The sequence below is a fragment of the Anabaena sp. FACHB-83 genome (assembly GCF_014697485.1).
Lineage (GTDB): Bacteria > Cyanobacteriota > Cyanobacteriia > Cyanobacteriales > Nostocaceae > Nostoc_B.
Map to the genome: position 1 here is coordinate 91969 of NZ_JACJRY010000019.1, position 20811 is coordinate 112779.

A 20811-nucleotide genomic window follows, 5' to 3' on the forward strand; every position below is an offset into this window, starting at 1 on the left:
TAGGTCAATGTTTACCCTCAAATTCACTATAAAACAATACGGTTCAGTTAACGTTGTCAGCTTATCGATTTCAGAAGAACCAAGACTTGGGGGATTCTCCCCCAAACCCCCTCCAAAAAATAGTTCTGTTTTATGTGTAGCAGTTAATTTATTTTCTTAACTGAACCGTATTGCACTATAAAATCTTTATGCGGTAGGACAAACAATGCCTTATTACTTTAACTCAACTTTGCCACAAGCTGATTTTCTAACAAGGTGTCATTCGTCAACAAATCCTCAACGGTGATGCGTAAAAACCGTTGTTCATCAACTTGAAAGAGGATTTTTACCCGATCGCTCCCCGGATACCCTGGCGGTGTAAGTTGAGCAATGGTTCTTGCGCCTGCGCTATCATTCAACGGTTTGACGGTGGTTTCACCGCTATCGAGACGGCGAGTAATTAAGCGATCGCCATCAAAATAAACTTCGGTGTTGCCTGTATCTGCACCTAGTTCCCCAATAATTAACTCAATGCTGGGTTGATTCTCTACAGATGCGCCTAAGAATAATTCCACAGCTTGATTCATCGGGTAAGCTTGCCCTGATTTAATAATCGGATGCCAACTGTGGCGTTGGTTACGTCGATCCCAATAACGAATCCCGTAACTGTGGTAGAGAAAGTCTTTGATTTCCACGCCTTGAGATAACTGTAATGCACCTTGGGCGATCGCTTCAAAAGGCTTTTCACACCGGATTTTGTCTGGTGCAAAATACTGTTTTACCCATGTCTGCACTGCTGGTAGTTGGACAGTTCCCCCAACTAACAACACAGCATTAATATCTGCAAGTTCAATTCCCTGGCGGCGTGCTTGCTGCAACAGATTGGTCATTGATTCATCTAGTCGCTCAAAAAATCCCTGTTCTTTGAGGATATTATCTAAATTATCCCTGTCTAAATTTAATTCGTAACTTTCAAATGTTTCATCATCAAAATAAACTTCACTAGCTTGGTTTTGAGTTGATAGCTGAATTTTGACTTTTTCAGCTAATCTCGTTGTTAATGGACTCACCGCCAAATCTTGAGTTTTGGCGAAGTAATCAACTAACCAATTGTCAATATCTGTACCACCTAAATTTTGTCCAGCTTTTGCCAACACACGCGCCATTTTGACTTTTTGCTTGGAATCTTCTGCTAACGATTTGTTCCCCCACTTCAGCAAAAATCCGATGGGTTTAGTATTACCTTGTGCGCCTTTATCTAACTTAACTAAAGATAAATCTAAAGTCCCGCCACCAAAATCAATCACCAAAAGATTTTCTTGATCAGCCAAACCATAACCCAAGGCGGCGGCTGTGGGTTCATCCAACATCCGCACTTGTTCGACTGGGAGGCTTTGGCAAACTTTACCTAACCAGTGGCGGTAAGCTTCAAAACTATCGACGGGGACGGTTAATATCAGAGAGTCTAAGCCACCTTCTAAGGGTGCTAGTTTTTCAATTACTTGATTGAGAAACCATTGTCCAACTTGCTCAAAGGTGACGGCTTGTCCGTCTAATTCCGGTAAAAAGCCTTGAATTTCTGCGCCGATACCGCGCTTAAAACTACGGAAAAATCGAGATTCGCCTTTGAGATCCAAACCGCGATCGCGTACTTGCTGCCCTACTAAAACTTTACTCTGGGCTGCGTCTTCCACATATACCAAGCTGGGAATGAGTGGAGGATTGAGACTTTGTTGAATTGATAAACCAGGTAAACTCAAAGTCTCCGCCTGTTGGGTGACGGGATTCCAACGGGCAATGACTGTGTTGCTAGTACCAAAATCGATTGCGATCGCCATAGTCTCTTAATTATTCCATGCCAAGGCAAGGTAGCGCCAAATTTTCTCAACAAAAATATTATTGTCCCACAAGCCACCAACTACGCAAATGGGCGATCGCTTCTTCTTTGCGTTTGGCTTCTACTTCTATCCACGGTACTTGATGATAAATATCAGGCATAGCATGAATAAAATCACTGTGTTTTCTATCCTTAAAGGCTGTTTCACCGTTGGAAATATGAACTAATTGCCAATCTGGATTTGTCCAAGTTTCCCTAGCCGCCTCAAGCATAGTAGCCACACTCGGCTCATTGTAGCTGTCTAAATTTTCGTGGCAAATATGGTGATGCGCGTCAAACACCAAGGGAATTTTCGCGGCTTGGCACACTGCTAAAATTTCACTGGCACTATAGGCGTATTCGTCATTTTCTAAAGTTAACCGACTTTTAATCGCTTCTGGTAATTCTGAAATCACTTGTATCAACTTTTCGGCGCGTTGCGATTTACCGCCATGAATGTTCATCAACGACCAAGGCGAACGAGGTAAACCAAGTAAATCTAAGTCCCGCGCGTGTCTGGCTAAGATATTAATACTGGTTTGTATAATTTCTGGTGAATCGGAACTCAGCACCACAAATTGATCAGGATGTAATACCATTCTGATACCAAGGGCGACTGCACGTTGACCAATTTTGCCCAACTCATCAGCCATTTCTTCTAAGAGATTTTCGCCAATTTTGTCTTCTAAATCATTCATCGGAAATAAATTAGAAGTCATACGATAAAGGCGAATTTGATGCTGTTCACAAAAAGTCAACGCATCATGCAATCGCTGTAAGTTATGTTGATAAAGCTCTCGCAAGATACTTTCTCGTTCTTTTAGGGATAGTTTTAAATAGCGTGTGCGTGTGATTGTTTTAAAGCGGACTTTTTGAGAAATTGTAATACAAACTAAGCCTAAGTTTGGCAGAATAGTTTGAGGCGATCGCTGTTGATTCGCTAGATTTTGAAATTCAATGGTGGTCATGTTCGCCAATGCTAAAGTTTTACCTATTTCTTGATTGAACTCATTTCTAGTTTCTGTGTTCAGTTCCTCTAGGATGAATTTTCTAGATATTGAACTTAAATCAATAGGATTCAGATAAGAACAGGACTTACGTAAGTGTCACAATTGGTGGTTGGTGCGTGACGCTATAAATCTGATGACTACGTTCAAATTTTCTCGTTGCGTCACACACCCTACAGAAAAAATCTGCCAGTTGCGTAAGTCCTAAAGAACACTAAATTACAACAAAACTAATAAAAAACGAAAAAATGATTTTGGAGGGGGTTTGGGGCCCAATCGGGGGTTTGGGGGAGAATCCCCCAACTCTTACTCATTGTTTAATAGATTAGAGCAGAAATTGAGAAATCAACTCTCATCACCCTATTAGAACTTAAACAGCAAAAATTCATCCCAACATTAACTTATCAACTGTGCTGTTGGGATGAATTGCGATCGCCACGAAAGTCATAATATCAGGCAATATAAACGGCTTACCTATCACCTGCTATACTTTAGTGCGATCGGTCAAAATTTCATAACCAGTTTCCGTCACCAACACCGTATGCTCAAACTGTGCCGATAGAGAATTATCTACCGTTACCGCAGTCCAACGGTCAGCTAATGTGCGTGTATGTTTAGAACCTGCATTTAAAATTGGTTCAATTGCCAAAGTCATTCCCGCACGCAATTTTACATTTGGCATTTCTCTGGTGCGGAAGTTAAATACTGATGGTTCTTCGTGCAAATTCCGACCAACACCATGTCCAGTGAATTCTTCTACCACACTGTAACCATTGGCTTTTACATGGTCTTCTATAGCTCCAGCTAAGTCAAGCAGATATGCACCTGCTTTCACTTGTTCTATACCTTTGTATAAAGCTTCCTCAGCTACACGAATCAGTCTAGCGGCTTCTGGAGTGACTTCCTCCACCGCAATTGTAATGCAAGAATCGCCGTGAAAACCTTGGTAATAAGCACCCGTATCTACTTTTAATACATCCCCAGTACGAATAACTTTTTTAGGACTAGGAATACCATGTACTACTTCATTGTTGATACTGGCACAAATAGAGCCTTTAAAGCCGTGGTATCCTTTGAAACTCGGTGTTGCGTCCATTTCCCGGATGCGTTTTTCCGCGTAAGCATCCAAGTCGGCTGTTGTCATTCCTGGTTTGACCAGTTCAGAAATTTCTTTCAGCACCGTTGCGACAATTTTCGCAGATTGCCGCATAATTTCCACTTCACGCGGCGATTTGATTTCAATTCCCCGACGCTGTTTTGGTGACGGTGTGACTTTAACTGGTTGAGAAAGCAAGTTGCTAAATATGTTCATGTGCTGATAATAATTGCTGATGCTTTGTCGCTACGGATTCCGTGCTTTTTATAGAATAATTGAGAAACTATATCTATATTTAAGTTATAGCAGGTAATAGGTTTGAAAGTTTGTTAGTGTCTGTGCTTGGGGGATTAGAGGTAGCCAGAAAAATCATTAACCGCAGATAAACGCGGATAAATTTTAAGACAAAACAACTAATTTGCCAAAAGTAATCAGGACTTACGCAGAATCATGAAAAAACGAACCGCAAAGGGCGCAAAGGACACGAAGTTAAGAGGATTCGAGAGTGTTTTTGCGTAAGTACTAGTAATTATGAATTACTGATGATGATTTCTCCAGTCATTCCCGCTTCTGTGTGTCCTGGGATAGTACAGCGTAAGTTATATTTGCCGCTTTTTAAAGGGACAAAAACCCATTCAGCCTCAGCACTAGGTTTTAGTTCTAGTTCGTGAATAGCCCCTTTAATTTCTACTTTTCCCGCTTCTACTTTTTGCGTCCAAATACCATCAGCAAAATCTTTAGCAGTAAAATAATGCTTTAATTGGCTGGGATTTTTGAGTTGCAGTAGATAGCGTTTACCTGCAATAAACTCGAAATGATTGGGTTCAAATTTGAGTTCATTAGCCGCATTACCCAAGCTAACTGTAATTTCTGTAGCTGGTTGTTTGAGCAAATCGCTAGGAAGATTTGCTGCAATAGCTGATGGCGTAAAATTAACAAAACTCAGGCTAAGTAACAAATAGAATTGAAGTATGAAGTATAAACTCTGAAGTCTGATTGTTGTTACTAAAAATTTTTTCATTAGTTTTTTGACCCCTGTATAAAATTATCAATTACTCTCATCTAGCCTCTACACCCTAGTACAGGTTGGGCTTTTGGTATAAATATTCTTTCTTTTTACTTTTGCCTTGTTGTACTAGCCTCTCAAATCATTCATGATTTTTATCTGCAATTACAGCCGGGCCTGCGGTCACCACTACAATTTTATCTGGGTGGAGTAACTCACGAGCAGCTTGATTGACTTGAGCAAGAGAAACTTGTTTGATTTTATCAGCGAAGGAATTTATTTCTGTGATGTCCATTCCATACACCTGATTCATCAGCATTGTATGTGCTAATTCTTCAGGGTCAGCGAGGGAAATTTTGTAGTTACTAATTAAGGTGTTTTTAGCTGTTTCTACATCATTGGCTGTGACACCTTGCTGATGAATTGCTTGTAAAAGTTTGCGGGTACTCGCGATCGCTTTGTTGCTATCTTCAGGACTAGTTTGCATTTCTATCCAAAATGTCCCAGCATTTTTTTGCGCTTGCAAGTAACTATATATACCATAAGTCAACCCTTGGCGATCGCGTACTTCTGCACCTAAATAACTAGATAATGTATCGCCTCCCAAAATTTGATTTAAGACTAAAGCTGGGTAATAGCGTGGGTCTTGGCGGTTAATACCTGTGTTACCCATAAAAGTAATCGCTTGTGCTTTCCCTGCCATCACCGGGTTTACACGTAAGAGATTATCTGGTAATTTTACATTTGGATATTGGATTGTTGGTGGTTGACCACTCACTTGCCAATCGCCTAATGATTTTTCGATGAGCGATCGCACTTGGGTAGGTTCAAAATCTCCTACTATTACCAGCACCGTTGTATCTGGACGATAATATTTAGCTTTAAACGCAATTACATCCTCACGCTTAATTTGTTTCAGACTCTTTTCTGTGGGAAAAGTATGTAAAGGATGTTGTTTCGGATAAAGAGATTGGACAAAAATTCTTTTTGCGACTTCTGCTGGATCATCCAATTCTTGTTTCAAGTCAGTTAAAGCTTGCTGGCGATTTAATTCCAATTCTTTTTTCGGAAATGTACTGTTTTTCACCGCATCTCCTAAAGTCTCAATCAGAATTGGTAAGTCTACTGCTAAACCATCGCCTTCAATTCGCACACCTTCACGATAAGCAGTCAAATCCAACGATGCGCCTCTTTCTTCTAAAGCTTTCGCCAGATTTAAAGCATTTTTGCTTTTTGTCCCACTCATTAAGTTATCAGCCACCAAAGATGCTAATCCTGCTTGATGTTCTGCATCAAATTCTTTTCCGGCTTTGATGTGACCGTTTAAAGTTACAGTGGGTGTACTTTTATCAGGTAATAGTAATACTTTTAAACCATTAGCTAAACTAAATTGCTCTGGTAACGTCAGGTGAGAATTTTTTTGACTTGTGTTGTGAGAGACTTTTTTCACAACATCTGTTGTTTCTTCGAGGGGGGGTAAATATTTATCTATTTCTGACACAGCCAAAGGTGTAGCAGCCGCAGATAAATTTTCTGTAGTTTGATTTAAGTTTAATTTTTTACCCGTTTCCGTTACATTTTGTTCAGTCGGCTGAAATAATCCAACAACACGAGTTTCTGGTTGGAGATATTTTTTGGCTACATTGACAATATCCACTTCTGTGACTTGACTAACAGCCGCTAAATAACGGTCAGTATAACGATAGTCACCAGCAGTTATTTCATCGTTAGCTAATTGCATTGCTTGGCTGGTGATATCCCGATTACTCAAAATCACCCCAGCTTCTAACTGCATTTTTGCCCTGGTTAATTCTTCCGGCTTCACGCCTTTTTTTACTAAATTAGCGATCGCCCGATTGAGTACTGTTTCAATTTTCTTCAAATCTTGATGATCATCTGCTGTCACTAACAACTCATACCAGCCAGCCTCTTGCAAGCTAGAAACAGAAGCATTCACTTCACTGGCTAAACCAGATTCCACCAAAGCCTGATAAAGTCGTGAGTTCCTCCCCTCTGTCAAAATATAATCCATCACTTCCAAAGCCGGAATATCTGGGTGATGCAAATCAGGTAGTGGATAAACCACTTGCAGCATCGCTGCTGCTCCCTGTTCTCGTAGGATTAGGGGAGTGGGGAGTGGGGAGTGGGGAGTGGGGAGTGCTGAGTGCTGAGTAAAAGATTCTCCCCCTGCCTCCTGCCTCCTCGGCAATTTCCCAAATATTTCTTTAACAGTTTCTAGAGTTTTACTCGTTTGAAAATCTCCCACAATTACTAATACAGCATTATCAGGAGTGTAAAATTTACGATAATATTCCTTGACTTGCTCAACTTGAAATTTCTCAACATCTGCTTTGTTACCACCCACAGGTAATCCATAAGCATGATTAGGAAACAAAGCTTGCATAACAGCACGGTTGAGGCGATATTCAGCACTATTTTCGTAACCTTGTAGTTCTGAAATTACTACTCGTTTTTCCGTTGCTAGTTGCTCTGGTTCAATCAGAGAATTTTGCATTCTATCTGCTTCTAAAACTAGCAGTGCTTTGAGTTTCTCTCGTTCTACAGTGCCATAGTAAGCTGTTTGTTCATAACTTGTAAAAGCGTTGGAATCGCTACCTAAAGCACTAAATAATCTCGCAAACTGCACGGGACGATTTTTTGTACCTTTGAACATCATGTGTTCAAGTTGATGTGCAATCCCGTTTGTTCCTGGTGCTTCATAGCGTGAACCAACTTTGTACCAAATTTGTACACTAACAACTGGTGCGGTATGCACTTCTTTTGTTAAAACAGTTAGACCATTTTCTAATACTGTTTTACGGACATTGGCGGTAATTTTTGAGTTATTTATATGAGTTGCAATCAATTGTGTTTGAATATTGTTAGATTTGATTTTAGCCGTATACTTGCTGTCAGCAGGTTGATCACTTAAACAAAATACTGTGATTATCCACAGACTTAAAAATAAAAATGACCAACGATATCTATACCCTATAAAAAACGGAGCCATTTTTTGGTAGATGTGTTTATTAAATTAAAATACACATTTATAAACGCCATGAATAACAGTCTATTATTTCTTGGAGATTACTGAAATCAGCGACACTACCAAGGAAAAATTAGACCAATAACAAAAAGTATATAAAGAGATAAGCTGATTTAACCGAGTTTAGTTAAAGCCCGAATAAATTCTAAAGGTAAACCATCACTGTCTGCAATAAAGGCAACTTCCCAGATGCGATCGCCTATTTGCTGTTGTGTAGGTTCTAACAGGATTTTTAGGGGTGATAATTGTTCTGGCTGATTTTGTGCTGCTAATGCAAAGCTGGTTTTTAAGTTGATTAACCAGCTAGGTAAATCTGGTGTGACTGCTGTTAAATCAAAAGACAAATGATAATACCCCACATAATGCTCATCATCAAACGCATCAGGCGCAGGTTTTGGCTGGGGAATTTGAATCAGTTCAATGCGTCCACCCAAGCCTTCCATCCAACAAGCCAGAGTATAGCCTGTAGTAAAGCGTTCACATACGCTAAACCCCAACAATTCATAAAATGCGATCGCGCGATGAATATTCGCAGTGCGGATAGAGGCGTGGTGCATAATTCGTCATTCGTCCTTAGTCAATAGTCATTAGTCACTGGTAAATACAAATGACTAATGACCAATGACCAATGACATTTACTCAAACAACCTGAAATAAGGATAGCGCACAGGCACTCCCGGCTCTTTTTCCAAGTCGAAATTAATCACTTCCCAGGAGGGTTCTTCTGAGGAATCGGGACTAAATTCTACTGGTAAACCATAAAGTCGCGCCGATGTCGTCTCTGGCTGTCCAGAACGCCAAGGGGTACTGCGTTCTAAATAACCACTCATCAATTCCTGATAACGTCTGGCAATAATTACCTTTGTTGCTCGGTAGCCTTGGGTATACAGTTTGTCTAAAGCCTCGTGAATTTCAAACCGTATCCCATCAGGATGAGTGTGTTGTCTATACCATTCCCCATTCCATCTGCGCCAATGACGACCTGACTGTAGATGAATTAACTCCTCAGTCTTAGGGTTGGCCTCAAATGCGCCATGACGAGGACAAAGATAGGTATCTGTAAGTGTCAAAGCCGGAATAGTCTGCCGACAGTGGGGACACTGAATTTCGTGACCAAATATTGGGTACTGCAAACCTGGATTCATCATGAAGTGCGTACAAACATAATTTCTTCTTCACTAGCACCATTAGGTTCGATTTTACACTTCGGCTCCTCCACTTTAAGTTAATTGTTCGTAACTGCACGGAAACGTATTTGCAGTGTAGAACAATTGTAAACTGTGTTTTCCTCAGTGTAGAGGTTTAACAACATGATATTCTGGTTTTGAACCAGCTTCTCAAAGGTTGGAGTTTCTCCAGTGTTCCTGGGTACCATATTCCTATTCTATCGTGTCTACCGCTTCTTACTGGCCATCTCCTGATTTTTCTCCAGCAGCCTTCGTTGCAGACAACGCTGTGGTGATTGGTGCTGTAACAATCCAAGCCGGAGCCAGTATTTGGTATGGAGCAGTAGTCAGGGCAGATGTAGAGCGGATTGAGATTGGTGAATGCACCAATATCCAAGATGGAGCCATTCTGCACGGTGATCCTGGTTTGCCCACTATTTTAGAAGATCATGTGACTGTCGGACATCGCGCTGTGATACATTCTGCCCATATTGAGCGCGGCTGTTTAATTGGCATTGGGGCAGTCGTCTTAGATGGAGTCAGAGTAGGCACTGGCAGTATTATCGGTGCAGGCGCAGTTGTGACCAAAGATGTACCGCCTTTATCTTTAGTTGTCGGCGTTCCTGGCAAAGTGTTGCGTCAAATCAGCGCCACCGAAGCCGCCGAACTCATAGAACATGCTGAACGTTACAAAAAGTTAGCCTTGGTTCATGCGGGCAAAGGCAGTGATTTGGGTTTTGAGGCTGGGTGAAGGAGAGAGGAAGACAAGGGAGACAAGGGAGACAAGGGAGATGAACAAATGGTTCTTGACCCCACTGTAATCTTTCTTTACATACCTAGTTGGAAAAAATGCCCACTTGGGCTAAAAATAAAGATGAGAAGAGTTGATAAAACTTTAATTTCTACTTAACAGAGGGGTTCTAAATTATGGATATCGATTTTCGTGTAGCGATCGTTTTAGCGCCTATTGCTGTTGCTGCTGGCTGGGCTGTTTTTAACATCGGTGCAGCAGCTTTGAGACAAGTGCAAAACTTTTTGAATAGAGAAGCATAAACATAAATTTACATTATCACCTTACAACCGACTGTTTCTAGGAAATCTGGGCAGTCGGTTTTGTCAATGGTCATTTGTCATTTGTCATTAGTTAAACTCCTCTGCCCCCTGCCCCCTTACTTCCCCACTCCCCACTCCCCTTCCAGTGAATATCGATTCTGTACTTCAACCTTTGCAACATTTTGGTGTAAATCTGGGACTGTCGCGGATTGTCAAACTATTGGCAAACCTGGGCAACCCTCATGAACGCATCTCAGTCATTCACGTTGCTGGGACAAATGGGAAAGGTTCTGTCTGTGCTTATCTCTCTTCAGTACTTACCGCAGCTGGTTATCGGACAGGGCGTTACATTTCGCCCCATTTAATTGATTGGACAGAACGAATTTGTATCAATGAACAAGCAATTTCGGCTGAGGAATTAAGTCAGCTTTTACAAAAAGTCCAAGCGGCTGTTTCTGGTGATGACGAATATCCGACTCAGTTTGAAATTATTACTGCGGCTGCTTGGTTGTATTTTGCCCAGCAGCAAGTTGATATTGCCGTGATAGAAGTTGGGTTAGGGGGACGTTTAGATGCGACTAATGTTTGTTCTGAACCTTTGGTGACGGTGATTACTTCCATTAGCCGCGAACATTGGCAACAACTAGGCCCCACAGTAGCCGATATTGCTAGAGAAAAAGCCGGAATTATTAAGCCTGGGTGTCCGGTTGTCATGGGTTCCTTGCCAGCCGATGCCGAAAAAGTTGTGCGATCGCGTGCCGCAGAATTACAATGCCCAATATTTACACCCCAACCAGCACTGCAAATCTCTCCAAGCTGGGCAGAATATCAATCACTTCAATATCCTCCAAATTCAATTCAATACCCTCTACCATTACAAGGGCAAATTCAATTAGCTAACTCAGCTTTAGCTTTAGCAACCTTAGAAATTCTCCAACAACAAGGTTGGGAAATTCTGGAATCAGCCATTATCAATGGTATGGCAAACACCAAATGGCCAGGAAGAATGCAATGGCTAACTTGGAACAACCATAAATTATTAATTGACGGCGCACATAACCCCGCAGCAGCCCAAGTCTTACGTAATTACGTAGATAGTCTAAATCCCGAAAATGTAACTTGGATAATTGGTATGCTCTCCACAAAAGACCATACAGAAATTTTCCAAGCCCTACTACAAACAAACGATAAATTATATTTAGTACCAGTTCCAGATAACAATTCAGCCAATCCGCAAGAATTAGCAAATCTGGCTAATAATATTTGCCCTCAACTAAATTTGTGTCAAACATATCCAGATGTATCATCAACATTAACATCAGCTTTTACTAATACAAATAATTTAGTCGTTTTGTGTGGTTCTCTTTATCTAATCGGACACTTTTTAGGAACATTAAATCCTTCTTGAAGAAGAATTCAGAAGTCAGAATTCAGGAGTCAGAATCAATTAATGGGGGGTTTTAAATCCATTTATTCATCCATCAGCGATGCACTAAGCTTGCCGTTCGCGTAGCGTCTCCGCCAGGAGAAGTGTCACACAAAATTGAATTCTGAATTCTGGCTGCTGGCTACTGAATTCTGTTTTGATAAACAAAAAGATTCCCGACTTCTTGAAGAAGTCGGGAATCTGACACTTTCAAAATTTAGCGATTATTCCACTGTTGTGCCGCATCTTCAACAGCTTGATCAACATTTTTTTGACCTAACATCGCTGCTTGCAAATTTTCATAAATTGCCTTTTGCAATTTCTTGAAATCCTTTAACTTTGGAGTTAAAATCTCAGCTTGTTGTAATTGAGTTGCGCTAATAACTCTGGCTTTTTCAACCGTAGAAGCATTAGCTGGCATATCTTTAAAGTAACTATCAGATAATGCTTTAGTAGTTGAAGGTAAAACATTTGCTGCTTTCGCAAACGATAGTTGATTTGCGTCGTTTGTGACAAATAAAGCAAACTTAGTAGCAGCTTCAGGATGTTTGCTGGCGCGAGGAATAATTATATTCATCACTGCCACATTTTTCTTACCTGTATCTCCAGTAATTTGTGGTGCAATTGCAGAAGCTTGAGCAATTTTTGGGGCATTATTAGCTATTGTTTTAAGAAATTCTGGCCCTGAAGCTAAAAATGCAGTTTCACCCGATTGATATAAATCAATAGCATGACGATGACCTTGGGTTAACACTTCTTTTGGTAGTAGTCCTTTTTTGTACAAATCAACCCAATATTGAAATGCGGCTTTACCTTGTGGTGAATTAAAAGCAGCTTTACCATCAGCATCAATTAAAGTCACACCCATTTGTACCAAAGACTCCATCACCTCACCAGAATCTTGCGGTACAAAAGTAATAAAAAAGGCATATTTACCAGTTTTATCTTTGATTTGTTGTGCTACCTGTGCTAACTCTACGTAGGTAGTCGGTGGTTTACTGATACCTGCCTGTTTTAACAAATCAGTGTTATAAATAGTTAGCCTTGTTGTGAGATACCAGGGAATTCCGAAACTTTTGCCATTGAGTGTGCTGGCTTTCCAAATGTTTGGTAAGTAAGTCGATCGCACATCTTGAGGAATTGCTGTATCTAAGTCTAACCAAGCATTTCGTCCTGCTAGTTGGGAGGCAAAATCTGGATTTAGGTTAACAACATCAGGTGGCGTTTTTGCGGAGACAGCTGTTAGAATTTTGTTCTCCATAGCTGCCCAAGGCACATCAACCCAGTTAACTTTTACACCGGGATTTTTTGACTCAAAATCAGAAATTAAAGTTTTAAAGTAGTCAGTAAATTGAGGTTGGAGTTGCATTGTCCAAAACTCAATGTTGGCTGCTTCTGTCGTCCCTGGTTTTGGACTTGTGCCAACGTTACCTGTGCTGCAACTAACAATCCAACTAGTCAATAAACCAATTATTGCCCAAGCTGTTAGTTGCTTGAATTTTTGTAGTCTAGTCATTTTACCAGTATTTTCACCCTTGATAGAAATGAAAAGCTTATGGAGAATTAACGAGATTATAGGCTAAATCAATTACCCGTAAAGACGCAATATACTGCGTTGACAAATTAAATTTTCTATTTAGTAGTCCGGCGGAACTGTGGTGAAAAGCTTCAATAGTCTGTTTGGCAAATCTAATAAAGGGGTTGGCATCGAACTTGCATCAGAACGGGTAAATATCGTTCAGTTACGCAAGCAGCGCCAAGGTTTAAAATTAGAATCTTTTACATCTGTTCCAGTTCCCGAAGGTGTGGTGACAGATGGTCAAATTGCTGACCCCCCGACAATGGCGCAAATCATTCAGCAAGGATTAGCTGAAAGTAAAATCAAGGCTTCTCGTGTTGCTACCGGTGTACCTGGACGAGATTCTATCGTACGTCTGATTCCAGTGCCAGCTGAGTTAGATGACAAAGAATTACGGGACATGGTGTTGAATCATGAAGCTGGCTTGTATTTACCATATCCGCGTGAAGAAGCTGATGTAGATTACCAAAAACTTGGGTACTTTGTAGATGAGGACGGCATCGAAAAAGTACAGGTATTGTTAGTAGCCACCCGCAAGGAGATTACTGATACATATCTAAGTACTTTTGAGCAAGCTGGATTGCAAATCGATGTTTTAGAGATTAACAGTTTTGCGCTGATTCGGACAATCCGTGACCAACTGCGGCAATTTGGCCCACAGGAAGCGGTGGTACTGGTGGACATTGAGTTCGACAGTACAGAAATAGCCATCATTGTGAACGGAGTACCTCAATTTTCGCGGACTGTGCCAATTGGTACTTATCAAATGCAAGAAGCCTTAGCGAGGGCGATGAGTGTACCCATATCACGGGATATGGAACTTTTACGGGAAATGATTATTCCGGCAACTCCGATGGATGGTGGTCAAACTGGGGTGACAGGAATCAACCCAGGGATGGCGGCGATGATGAGAGTTGTGGGAGAACTCACGGATGAACTGCGCCGTTCTATCGATTTTTACTTAAATCAAAGTGAAAATTTGGAAATCGCGCAGATTTTATTGGCTGGGCCGGGTGGCGGACTGCAACAGCTAGATGAGTTTTTCACACAACGCTTAAGCTTGCCAACTGCACAAGTAGATCCGGTGGGGGGGTTGTCTTTGCAGGTTGATGAACAAAAATATCCAGCTTTGGAACGTTCTGGTTTAGCGATCGTACTTGGCTTGGGAATGCGGGAGGTGTAACCGGATGTACAGTTTAGATGTTAACTTTCTCAAAGACCGCCCAATTTACCAGAACAAAAGTGACAAAAAAGCTGGTAAAAAGCTTTCGGTTGGCGACCCGAAACCAATTTTTCTAGGGGTTGGGTTGGGTTTGTGTTTACCGGTTTTTGCTGGGGCTGGTTGGTGGATACTGCAAGGGAAGAACGGCGAACTAGAGCAGAACATAGCACAGTTACAGCAAGAAGTCACTAGATTAGATTCAGAAATAGGAAATGTTAACAAAATCAAGGAAGAAACGAATGCAGTTAAAGGGGAAACTCAAAGTTTAGTCACTGTATTTGACCAAATTCGACCTTGGTCAGCGATGTTACAAGATTTACGCGATCGCATTCCAGCTACAGTACAAATAGAAAACGTCAAGCAAATTCCACCCACGCCAGCCGCAGAAGGTCAGCCACCCACAAACCCGGCTGGTGGGATCGAAATCACCGGATTCGCGCGGACTTTTAACGATGTCAACGATTTCTTATTGAGTCTGCAACAGTCTCAATTTTTGAAAGCTTCCGACAGCAGAATTACTGGTGCAAACTTAGTAGATGCACCATTACCGCTAACTGCGAGTACATCGAAAGTTCCCATCAAACCACCACAAATAGTTAAATACACAATCCAATCGAGTTTAAGCGATGTTCCTGCTTCCGATTTAGTCCGGGAGTTAGAACAAAAAGGCACGGTAGGATTAGTAGCTCGAATTCGCACTATGCAACAAACAGGAGTCATCCCGAAATGACGCTGAGTGAAGATTTGAATTTTGCAGATCAGGGTGAGGAATTTGACTCAGGTGCATCGCCCCATCCAGTCGTCTTTGGTATTGCCTTCACTCCCCAAATTATTGGAGGTATAGCGGGGGTAGTAGGTCTTGCCGGAGCCTTATTTATAGTGCTGAACTTTGTCATGCCAGCATGGGATACCTATCAGCAGCAGCAGGCAAAAAGTGGGGAATTGCAAGGGCAAATTGACCAAAAAAAAGCCACTCTCAAACAGATTGACCAAGTAAAAAAAGATTTAGCTGATGCCAAACAGCAAAAAATTCAAGTATTAGGTTTGTTTGCTAATGAAAAAACTTTAGATACTCTGCTGTTAGATTTAAATCGGTTGATTGAGTCTGGTAATGCTCAAGTTCCCCCCAACGCAGTCAAAGCCAAACTCCAGAAGTTTGCCCCTGTTACTAGTAAAGCCGAACCAATCACAGATGATTCTTTGGGTGTAGCAGTCAACAACAAACTAAAACGCATCAGTATCAATGTCGAATTTGTTGGTACTTATGAACAAACTCAATCAATTCTGCGGAATATAGAGCGTTTACAGCCTTTGTTAATCGTTAGGGATTATCAGTCAGTGTTGGCTCCAGTACAAGCTACAACTCAAACAGGTAAAGCTATACGTCAAGTAGGGCCGCCACCTCTAACTACATCTTTCCAGTTGCAGGCTTTGATGCCACTTACACCAGAAGAAATAGCCGCAGCTGCTAAAGCACCGCCTAAATAGAAGTGCTTTTTCTCAACAATTTTTGCTTAAAAATGTTTATAAAGTGAGGAATGAACTGTGAAACAGCTTCACGGTAATAGCTTAATATTGGGTGCTGCTGCTTTAACATTTTTGGCAGCTCAACCAGGGTGGGCGCAGGTAACTCAAGTTAATGATGTTAAGTTAAATGCTGTTGATGGTGGCATTAACGTAGTTTTAAAAACATCTTCAACTTCTCGCCCCCAGGTTTTTACAACCAAAAGAGGTAAAACATTAGTTTCCGATGTGATTAATGCTCAACTACGATTACCAGGTGGTAATAACTTCCGTCAAGATAAACCTGCATCGGGAATCGCCTCTGTTGAAGTTGTACAGCTAGATGCTAATAGCATTCGAGTTATAGTCACTGGTGATAACGATGCACCCAGTGGTCAACCAGTACTACGCAAAGATGACAGAATCACCCTTGGTTTTACACCATCCACAGGTACAGTAGCTGCAACACCAACAACGCCAACAGCACCTACAACAAATGTGCCTGTGCAACCAAGCCAAAGGCCAGATGTTCTGGTTCCTAACCCAGAAATTAGTATTGATGGCAGACCAGCCCAAGCGGCTGGGCCTGGTCAACCTGTTAGCCAAGCACCGCCATTCTTACCCAGAGCCGTTGCGCCACCAGTCGGAGACATCGCCATTTCGGCCACAGATGCTTCTCCGAGTGTGATTGATTTAGGAACCCAAGAGCGTGTTCCTCGGCTGGTGTTGCGAGATGCACCAGTGCGGGAAGTATTATCACTTTTAGCCCGTGCGGCTAATTTGAATTTGGCTTATATCAGTGGTGATCCTGCTGGAGGTCAGCAAGGTGCTGCTCCTGCCAATGCTGCTCAAACAATCTCTTTAGATATAGAAAACGAGCCTGTGCAAGATGTGTTTAACTATGTCTTGCGTTTAAGCGGGTTAGAAGCGAATCGTAATGGTCGTACAGTGTTTGTAGGGGCAAAATTACCTAATTCCACTCGTGATGTGATTGTACGTAGTTTGCGACTGAATCAAGTCAATGTCGGAGTTGCTTTGAACTTTTTAGTGGGAATGGGGGCTGAAAGTGCTGTCACCAGAGAACGACAAGTTACTAATGTGACTGCTGTGCCTGTGGGTAGTAGTGCGGCTCCAGTAACTCAAAGTCAGACAACTACTGAAACAAGAATTGAACGTCTCACGCTGGCTGACTCTCAATACACAACACCTTTGCTACGGGGTTTACAAGCATTAGGGGATGAGCGGACAAATTCCATCACCTTGATTGGCCCTGCCAAGCAAATTAATATAGCAATTTCTCAACTAACTCAACTTGATGTTCGTCGCCGTCAAGTAGTAGTCAATGTCAAAATTATTGATGTTAACCTTTTAAACACTCATAACACTAACACTAGTTTTTCTTTTGGTGTTGGTAATAATTTCTTTGTCAATGATGGCGGTGCTGCATCTTTCAATTTTGGTGGTTCTAGACCCGCTACTAGTGCTGAAGCGGCAAGTAGTGTAACTAGTACACCAGTTATTACAAACCCAGTCCAAGGTACTCCCTTCGTAGATCCAAACACTGGTGTATCTATTCCAGGAACTAGCCCAGGTACAGTTGTAATAGATGCCAATGGTAACATCACTAGAGTTGCTAATCCAGGTTCTGCTACTTTCTATCAACCTATTGCGCCTACAGGAAACCCTCTACAACCAGGTTTTTCCAATATTACTCCAGCAACAGATACGGTAATTACAAGAAACGCTGATGGTACATCGACGGTTTCACGAGGAACTCTGGGTACAGCTACTACATCTTTGCCAACTTTATTTCAATTCCCCAAACGTTTCTTAGCTAGTTTGCAAGCTCAGGTGACAAGTGGTAATGCCAAGATTTTGACCGACCCGACATTGATTGTGCAAGAAGGTCAGACCGCTAATGTTAACCTGACGCAAGAAGTAGTAGGAAACATTAGGAATGAAATAACTCGTGGTAGTGATACTGCTGTACAAACTGTTACTGCTGAGAAAACAAGTGTGGGTTTAACACTAGCTGTCAAAGTTGACAGAATTGATGATAACGGTTTTGTGTCATTATCTGTCGCTCCTATTGTTAAGGCTCCTCAATCTTCCGCAGAAATTAATGTTGGTGGTAATACTCAAAGTATATTTTTAGTCTCGGAGCGATCGCTCAATTCTGGTTTGATTCGTTTACGTGATGGTCAAACATTAATTCTTTCAGGGATTATTCAAGACCAAGACCGCGTAACTGTTTCTAAAATACCCATTTTAGGAGATTTACCACTGATTGGTTCATTGTTTAGAAGAACCAACAAAACCAATCAACGTAATGAGGTAATTGTATTACTCACACCTCAAGTTATGGATGATTCGGAAAATTCTTCTTACGGCTACAATTACACACCTAGCCCAGAGGTACGAAATGTGCTTGAGCGTCGTGGATTTGGTGCGCCTAAGCGGTAAATTATTGTAGGTGATAGTGCCGATTTCAAACTCTTGATTGTTTGTCTGACTGCGTAAGTCATATATGTTATGGTATTGAAATGGGAAGTTGGCGAAACAATTATTGCTGATAATTTCAGTCATCTTTCTGTAACATAAACCTCAAGATTCATATACCAATGAGCTATCACATTCAAGGTGATAGCTTTTTATATATAGGAATCCGATTTGATTTCTGAATCTAGTTATGTAGGTAGGGAGTAGGGAGTAGGAAAAAAGCCTGACCTTGGCGTACTGATTTTTTTCATAAATCAAATATGAGTCCTATATTTTGAGGAAAATTAACCGTAGATAAACGCAGATAAAATATTGATTAAACAACATTAGTGTGATTTTTGCTAAATCTAATTTCTAGATTTGTGCTATCTGTAGCAATGATTTCAGCCGCTTCTTGTAAAAGTTGTTTTTGTTCTTGTTGGAGTGTTTCTAAACGAGAGGATATTTCGGCTAATCTTTGCTGTTTATCTGGATAAGGAGTTTGAATGGTATTTGTATTATCTATTGGTTGATGATGGCTGATTTTATTCCAAGTAAAACCAGTAAGTTTAGCTATACTAAGAAAAATAAATTTAATTAAAGCTTGTAATAATTTTAATGGTGCTTGTAAGAGAGAAAAACTGGCTGTTGTAAATAAGCGAATAATTGCATTCACCAGACCAAAAAGCAGCGCCAGACTCAAGAGGATAATGACTATACTAATAATTGGGTGATTCGCGGCCCAATTGAGTGCATGAAGTAGGCGTAACATTGTGGGATGTTGTGTTAGCCAGTCATTGATGGAAGAGGCGATCGCACGTTCAACTGCACCGGATGTTGTATTCTTAAATTGGTCAGCAGTTTGTAAACCTTGACCAATCGAAGATTTAGCTTGTTCTAAGGTTGTTGTAGCTGTTTCTTGCCAAGACTCGCCAACTTGTTGCAGAGAATTATTCACAGAGTGAACCCCTTGGTTGACAACGTTTTTCATACTTTGCCAACCTTGAGACACTCCTGACGGCAAACTGAGATTTATTTCAGGTGTCATAACAATTTCACCGAGGTTGAAATCGAACCCGCAACCCATCTTTAGGACGATTTGTAGGAATTCTGACTGAAGCCAAACTTTGGTTAGGTAAGATTTCCCAATCATAGCTGCGTAAAAGATGGGCAGCAACAATCTTCATTTCCATTTTGGCAAACGCCATCCCAATACACACACGCGGCCCGCCACCAAAACCAATTAAGCTGAAAGGATATTGTTTATGTTCTTGGCGCTGAGGGCTGAAACGTTCAGGGTCAAACCGTTCTGGTTCAGGATAAATTTCTGGTAGGTTGTGAGTCATTAAAATTGAATAATATAGTTGCCAACCAGCCGGGACATAGAAACCTTTGTATTCAAATTCTTTAATTACCCCACGAAATCCTGCGGCGGCTGGTGGATACAGTCGTTCAACTTCCCATAAAACTTGGTCTAAGTAGGGCATTTTTCCCAACTGCTCTATAGTTAAAGAACCAGATGCAGCAAGTTGTAACTGTTCTTCTCTGGCGCGTTGCAAAACTTCTGGGTGGCGTGCTAATTCGGTGACTAACCAAGTTAACATTGCAGTTGTGGTTTCATGTCCAGCAAAAAGTAACAGTACTGCTTGAGCGATAATTTCTGTTTCACTTAAGCTGTTACCCTCTTCATCTCTAGCTTGGATTAATAAACTTAAAGCATCTTTGGTAGGGTTTTGCTGGCGTGCTTTTACAACCTGAGCAACATGCTCTAAAATTTGATTGCGAGCGGCGATCGCTTTACTAAAGGTGGTAAAAGGTAAAGGTAAAGTATTCAGCGCAAAAAAACCATTGGTGAGGTTAGTAAATAAGTTACTTAAGCGGATAACTTCTACACTAGAACTTGTACCTAATAACAGTTGGCTGGCAATATCAAAGGTGAGTTTTTTAAACTCTTCAAACCAAGTAAATTCTTGTTTAACTGCCCATTCTTTAAGATAGCTACAAGTGATTTCTTCCATTGTGGCAAAATAGTTGACTAGTGCCGGGCCATGTAAAGCTGGCATAATCAAACGACGATTGCGACGATGTTCTTCACCATCTTGCACAAATAATGATTCACCTAACAATATTTTGAAATTTTCTGGCCAGCCTTCACGCCAAGAGAAATTTTCTATATGGCTAGAAAGGACAAACTCAACTGCTTCTGGCCCTATCATGGCTACTGTTGGTCTACCTAAAATATGGGTTTTAAAAATCGACCCATAACGCTGATAGCGTTTTTCTGCAAAGTTTACGTCTGCCAAAAAAGACAGGGTTTCGCCAACAACAGGTAAACCAAAGCTTCCGGGTGGTAGTTGCACTTTGTTCATAAAAC

At 41.2% G+C, this 20811-nt stretch carries 17 protein-coding genes; 7 read left to right on the forward strand and 10 right to left on the reverse strand.

The window, feature by feature from the left end; all coding sequences use genetic code 11:
- Positions 1-218: 218 nt before the first annotated feature.
- The 7 genes from H6G79_RS21540 to H6G79_RS21570 form a co-directional block, all read right to left on the reverse strand.
- Positions 219-1817: an Hsp70 family protein gene (locus H6G79_RS21540; RefSeq protein WP_190593110.1), complete on the reverse strand. Its 1599-nt coding sequence runs from the start codon at positions 1815-1817 to the stop codon at positions 219-221.
- A 58-nt stretch (positions 1818-1875) separates the two neighbouring features.
- Positions 1876-2823: a UV DNA damage repair endonuclease UvsE gene (gene uvsE / locus H6G79_RS21545; protein WP_191049369.1), complete on the reverse strand. Its 948-nt coding sequence runs from the start codon at positions 2821-2823 to the stop codon at positions 1876-1878.
- A gap of 523 nt (positions 2824-3346) precedes the next feature.
- The gene (gene map, locus H6G79_RS21550) at positions 3347-4174 is read right to left on the reverse strand and encodes a type I methionyl aminopeptidase (RefSeq protein ID WP_190593962.1); all 828 of its coding nucleotides are present in this window, start codon (positions 4172-4174) and stop codon (positions 3347-3349) included.
- Positions 4175-4487: 313 nt separating this feature from the next.
- A complete protein-coding gene (locus tag H6G79_RS21555; RefSeq protein ID WP_190593964.1) occupies positions 4488-4979 on the reverse strand; it encodes a plastocyanin/azurin family copper-binding protein in 492 nt (163 codons plus the stop codon).
- Between the two features lie 127 nt (positions 4980-5106).
- Positions 5107-7974, reverse strand: coding sequence for a pitrilysin family protein (locus H6G79_RS21560; protein WP_190593966.1), 2868 nt, complete (start codon positions 7972-7974; stop codon positions 5107-5109).
- A 149-nt stretch (positions 7975-8123) separates the two neighbouring features.
- Positions 8124-8567, reverse strand: coding sequence for a VOC family protein (locus tag H6G79_RS21565; protein ID WP_190593968.1), 444 nt, complete (start codon positions 8565-8567; stop codon positions 8124-8126).
- 78 nt (positions 8568-8645) lie between these two features.
- Positions 8646-9158 carry a TIGR02652 family protein gene (locus H6G79_RS21570; RefSeq protein ID WP_199331560.1) on the reverse strand — a complete coding sequence of 171 codons (513 nt, stop codon included), beginning with the start codon at positions 9156-9158 and terminating at the stop codon, positions 8646-8648.
- 241 nt (positions 9159-9399) lie between these two features.
- Here H6G79_RS21570 and H6G79_RS21575 point away from each other — a divergent pair, with 241 nt between their 5' ends.
- The 3 genes from H6G79_RS21575 to H6G79_RS21585 all read left to right on the forward strand — a co-directional run bounded on the left by H6G79_RS21575 (position 9400) and on the right by H6G79_RS21585 (position 11637).
- Positions 9400-9927, forward strand: a complete 528-nt coding sequence (locus H6G79_RS21575; RefSeq protein ID WP_190593970.1) for a gamma carbonic anhydrase family protein — start codon at positions 9400-9402, stop codon at positions 9925-9927.
- Positions 9928-10103: 176 nt separating this feature from the next.
- Entirely contained in the window at positions 10104-10229 is a 126-nt protein-coding gene (locus H6G79_RS21580; RefSeq protein ID WP_096581838.1) for a photosystem II protein Y, read from the forward strand.
- A 145-nt stretch (positions 10230-10374) separates the two neighbouring features.
- Positions 10375-11637 (forward strand): glutamate ligase domain-containing protein, encoded by a 1263-nt coding sequence (locus H6G79_RS21585; protein WP_190593972.1) that lies wholly within the window; start codon positions 10375-10377, stop codon positions 11635-11637.
- A gap of 235 nt (positions 11638-11872) precedes the next feature.
- Here H6G79_RS21585 and H6G79_RS21590 read toward each other — a convergent pair whose 3' ends face one another.
- On the reverse strand, positions 11873-13171 hold the full coding sequence (locus H6G79_RS21590) for a sugar ABC transporter substrate-binding protein (RefSeq protein ID WP_190593974.1): 1299 nt from the start codon (positions 13169-13171) through the stop codon (positions 11873-11875).
- A gap of 139 nt (positions 13172-13310) precedes the next feature.
- Between H6G79_RS21590 and pilM the strand changes: the two genes are divergently transcribed.
- The 4 genes from pilM to H6G79_RS21610 are packed head-to-tail and all read left to right on the forward strand — an operon-like array spanning position 13311 to position 18422.
- A complete protein-coding gene (gene pilM / locus H6G79_RS21595; RefSeq protein ID WP_190593976.1) occupies positions 13311-14417 on the forward strand; it encodes a type IV pilus assembly protein PilM in 1107 nt (368 codons plus the stop codon).
- A gap of 4 nt (positions 14418-14421) precedes the next feature.
- On the forward strand, positions 14422-15186 hold the full coding sequence (locus H6G79_RS21600) for a PilN domain-containing protein (protein WP_190593978.1): 765 nt from the start codon (positions 14422-14424) through the stop codon (positions 15184-15186).
- On the forward strand, positions 15183-15944 hold the full coding sequence (locus H6G79_RS21605) for a GspMb/PilO family protein (protein ID WP_190593980.1): 762 nt from the start codon (positions 15183-15185) through the stop codon (positions 15942-15944). The genes H6G79_RS21600 and H6G79_RS21605 overlap by 4 nt, the downstream gene beginning before the upstream one ends.
- A 57-nt stretch (positions 15945-16001) precedes the next feature.
- Positions 16002-18422: an AMIN domain-containing protein gene (locus H6G79_RS21610; protein ID WP_190593982.1), complete on the forward strand. Its 2421-nt coding sequence runs from the start codon at positions 16002-16004 to the stop codon at positions 18420-18422.
- 352 nt (positions 18423-18774) lie between these two features.
- Here the strand turns inward: H6G79_RS21610 and H6G79_RS21615 are convergent, their stop codons facing one another.
- Together H6G79_RS21615 and H6G79_RS21620 are read right to left on the reverse strand one after the other, a co-directional pair.
- Positions 18775-19485, reverse strand: a complete 711-nt coding sequence (locus H6G79_RS21615; protein ID WP_190593984.1) for a hypothetical protein — start codon at positions 19483-19485, stop codon at positions 18775-18777.
- A 7-nt stretch (positions 19486-19492) separates the two neighbouring features.
- The gene (locus H6G79_RS21620; protein WP_190593986.1) at positions 19493-20806 is read right to left on the reverse strand and encodes a cytochrome P450; all 1314 of its coding nucleotides are present in this window, start codon (positions 20804-20806) and stop codon (positions 19493-19495) included.
- Positions 20807-20811 lie beyond the last annotated feature (5 nt).

Coding starts and splice junctions, on each gene's coding strand:
- H6G79_RS21540 (WP_190593110.1), bottom strand. CDS start 1,817: ATGGCGATCGCAATCGATTTTGGTACTAGCAACACAGTCATTGCCCGT.
- uvsE (WP_191049369.1), bottom strand. CDS start 2,823: ATGACCACCATTGAATTTCAAAATCTAGCGAATCAACAGCGATCGCCT.
- map (WP_190593962.1), bottom strand. CDS start 4,174: ATGAACATATTTAGCAACTTGCTTTCTCAACCAGTTAAAGTCACACCG.
- H6G79_RS21555 (WP_190593964.1), bottom strand. CDS start 4,979: ATGAAAAAATTTTTAGTAACAACAATCAGACTTCAGAGTTTATACTTC.
- H6G79_RS21560 (WP_190593966.1), bottom strand. CDS start 7,974: ATGGCTCCGTTTTTTATAGGGTATAGATATCGTTGGTCATTTTTATTT.
- H6G79_RS21565 (WP_190593968.1), bottom strand. CDS start 8,567: ATGCACCACGCCTCTATCCGCACTGCGAATATTCATCGCGCGATCGCA.
- H6G79_RS21570 (WP_199331560.1), bottom strand. CDS start 9,158: ATGATGAATCCAGGTTTGCAGTACCCAATATTTGGTCACGAAATTCAG.
- H6G79_RS21580 (WP_096581838.1), top strand. CDS start 10,104: ATGGATATCGATTTTCGTGTAGCGATCGTTTTAGCGCCTATTGCTGTT.
- H6G79_RS21590 (WP_190593974.1), bottom strand. CDS start 13,171: ATGACTAGACTACAAAAATTCAAGCAACTAACAGCTTGGGCAATAATT.
- H6G79_RS21600 (WP_190593978.1), top strand. CDS start 14,422: ATGTACAGTTTAGATGTTAACTTTCTCAAAGACCGCCCAATTTACCAG.
- H6G79_RS21605 (WP_190593980.1), top strand. CDS start 15,183: ATGACGCTGAGTGAAGATTTGAATTTTGCAGATCAGGGTGAGGAATTT.
- H6G79_RS21615 (WP_190593984.1), bottom strand. CDS start 19,485: ATGACACCTGAAATAAATCTCAGTTTGCCGTCAGGAGTGTCTCAAGGT.
- H6G79_RS21620 (WP_190593986.1), bottom strand. CDS start 20,806: ATGAACAAAGTGCAACTACCACCCGGAAGCTTTGGTTTACCTGTTGTT.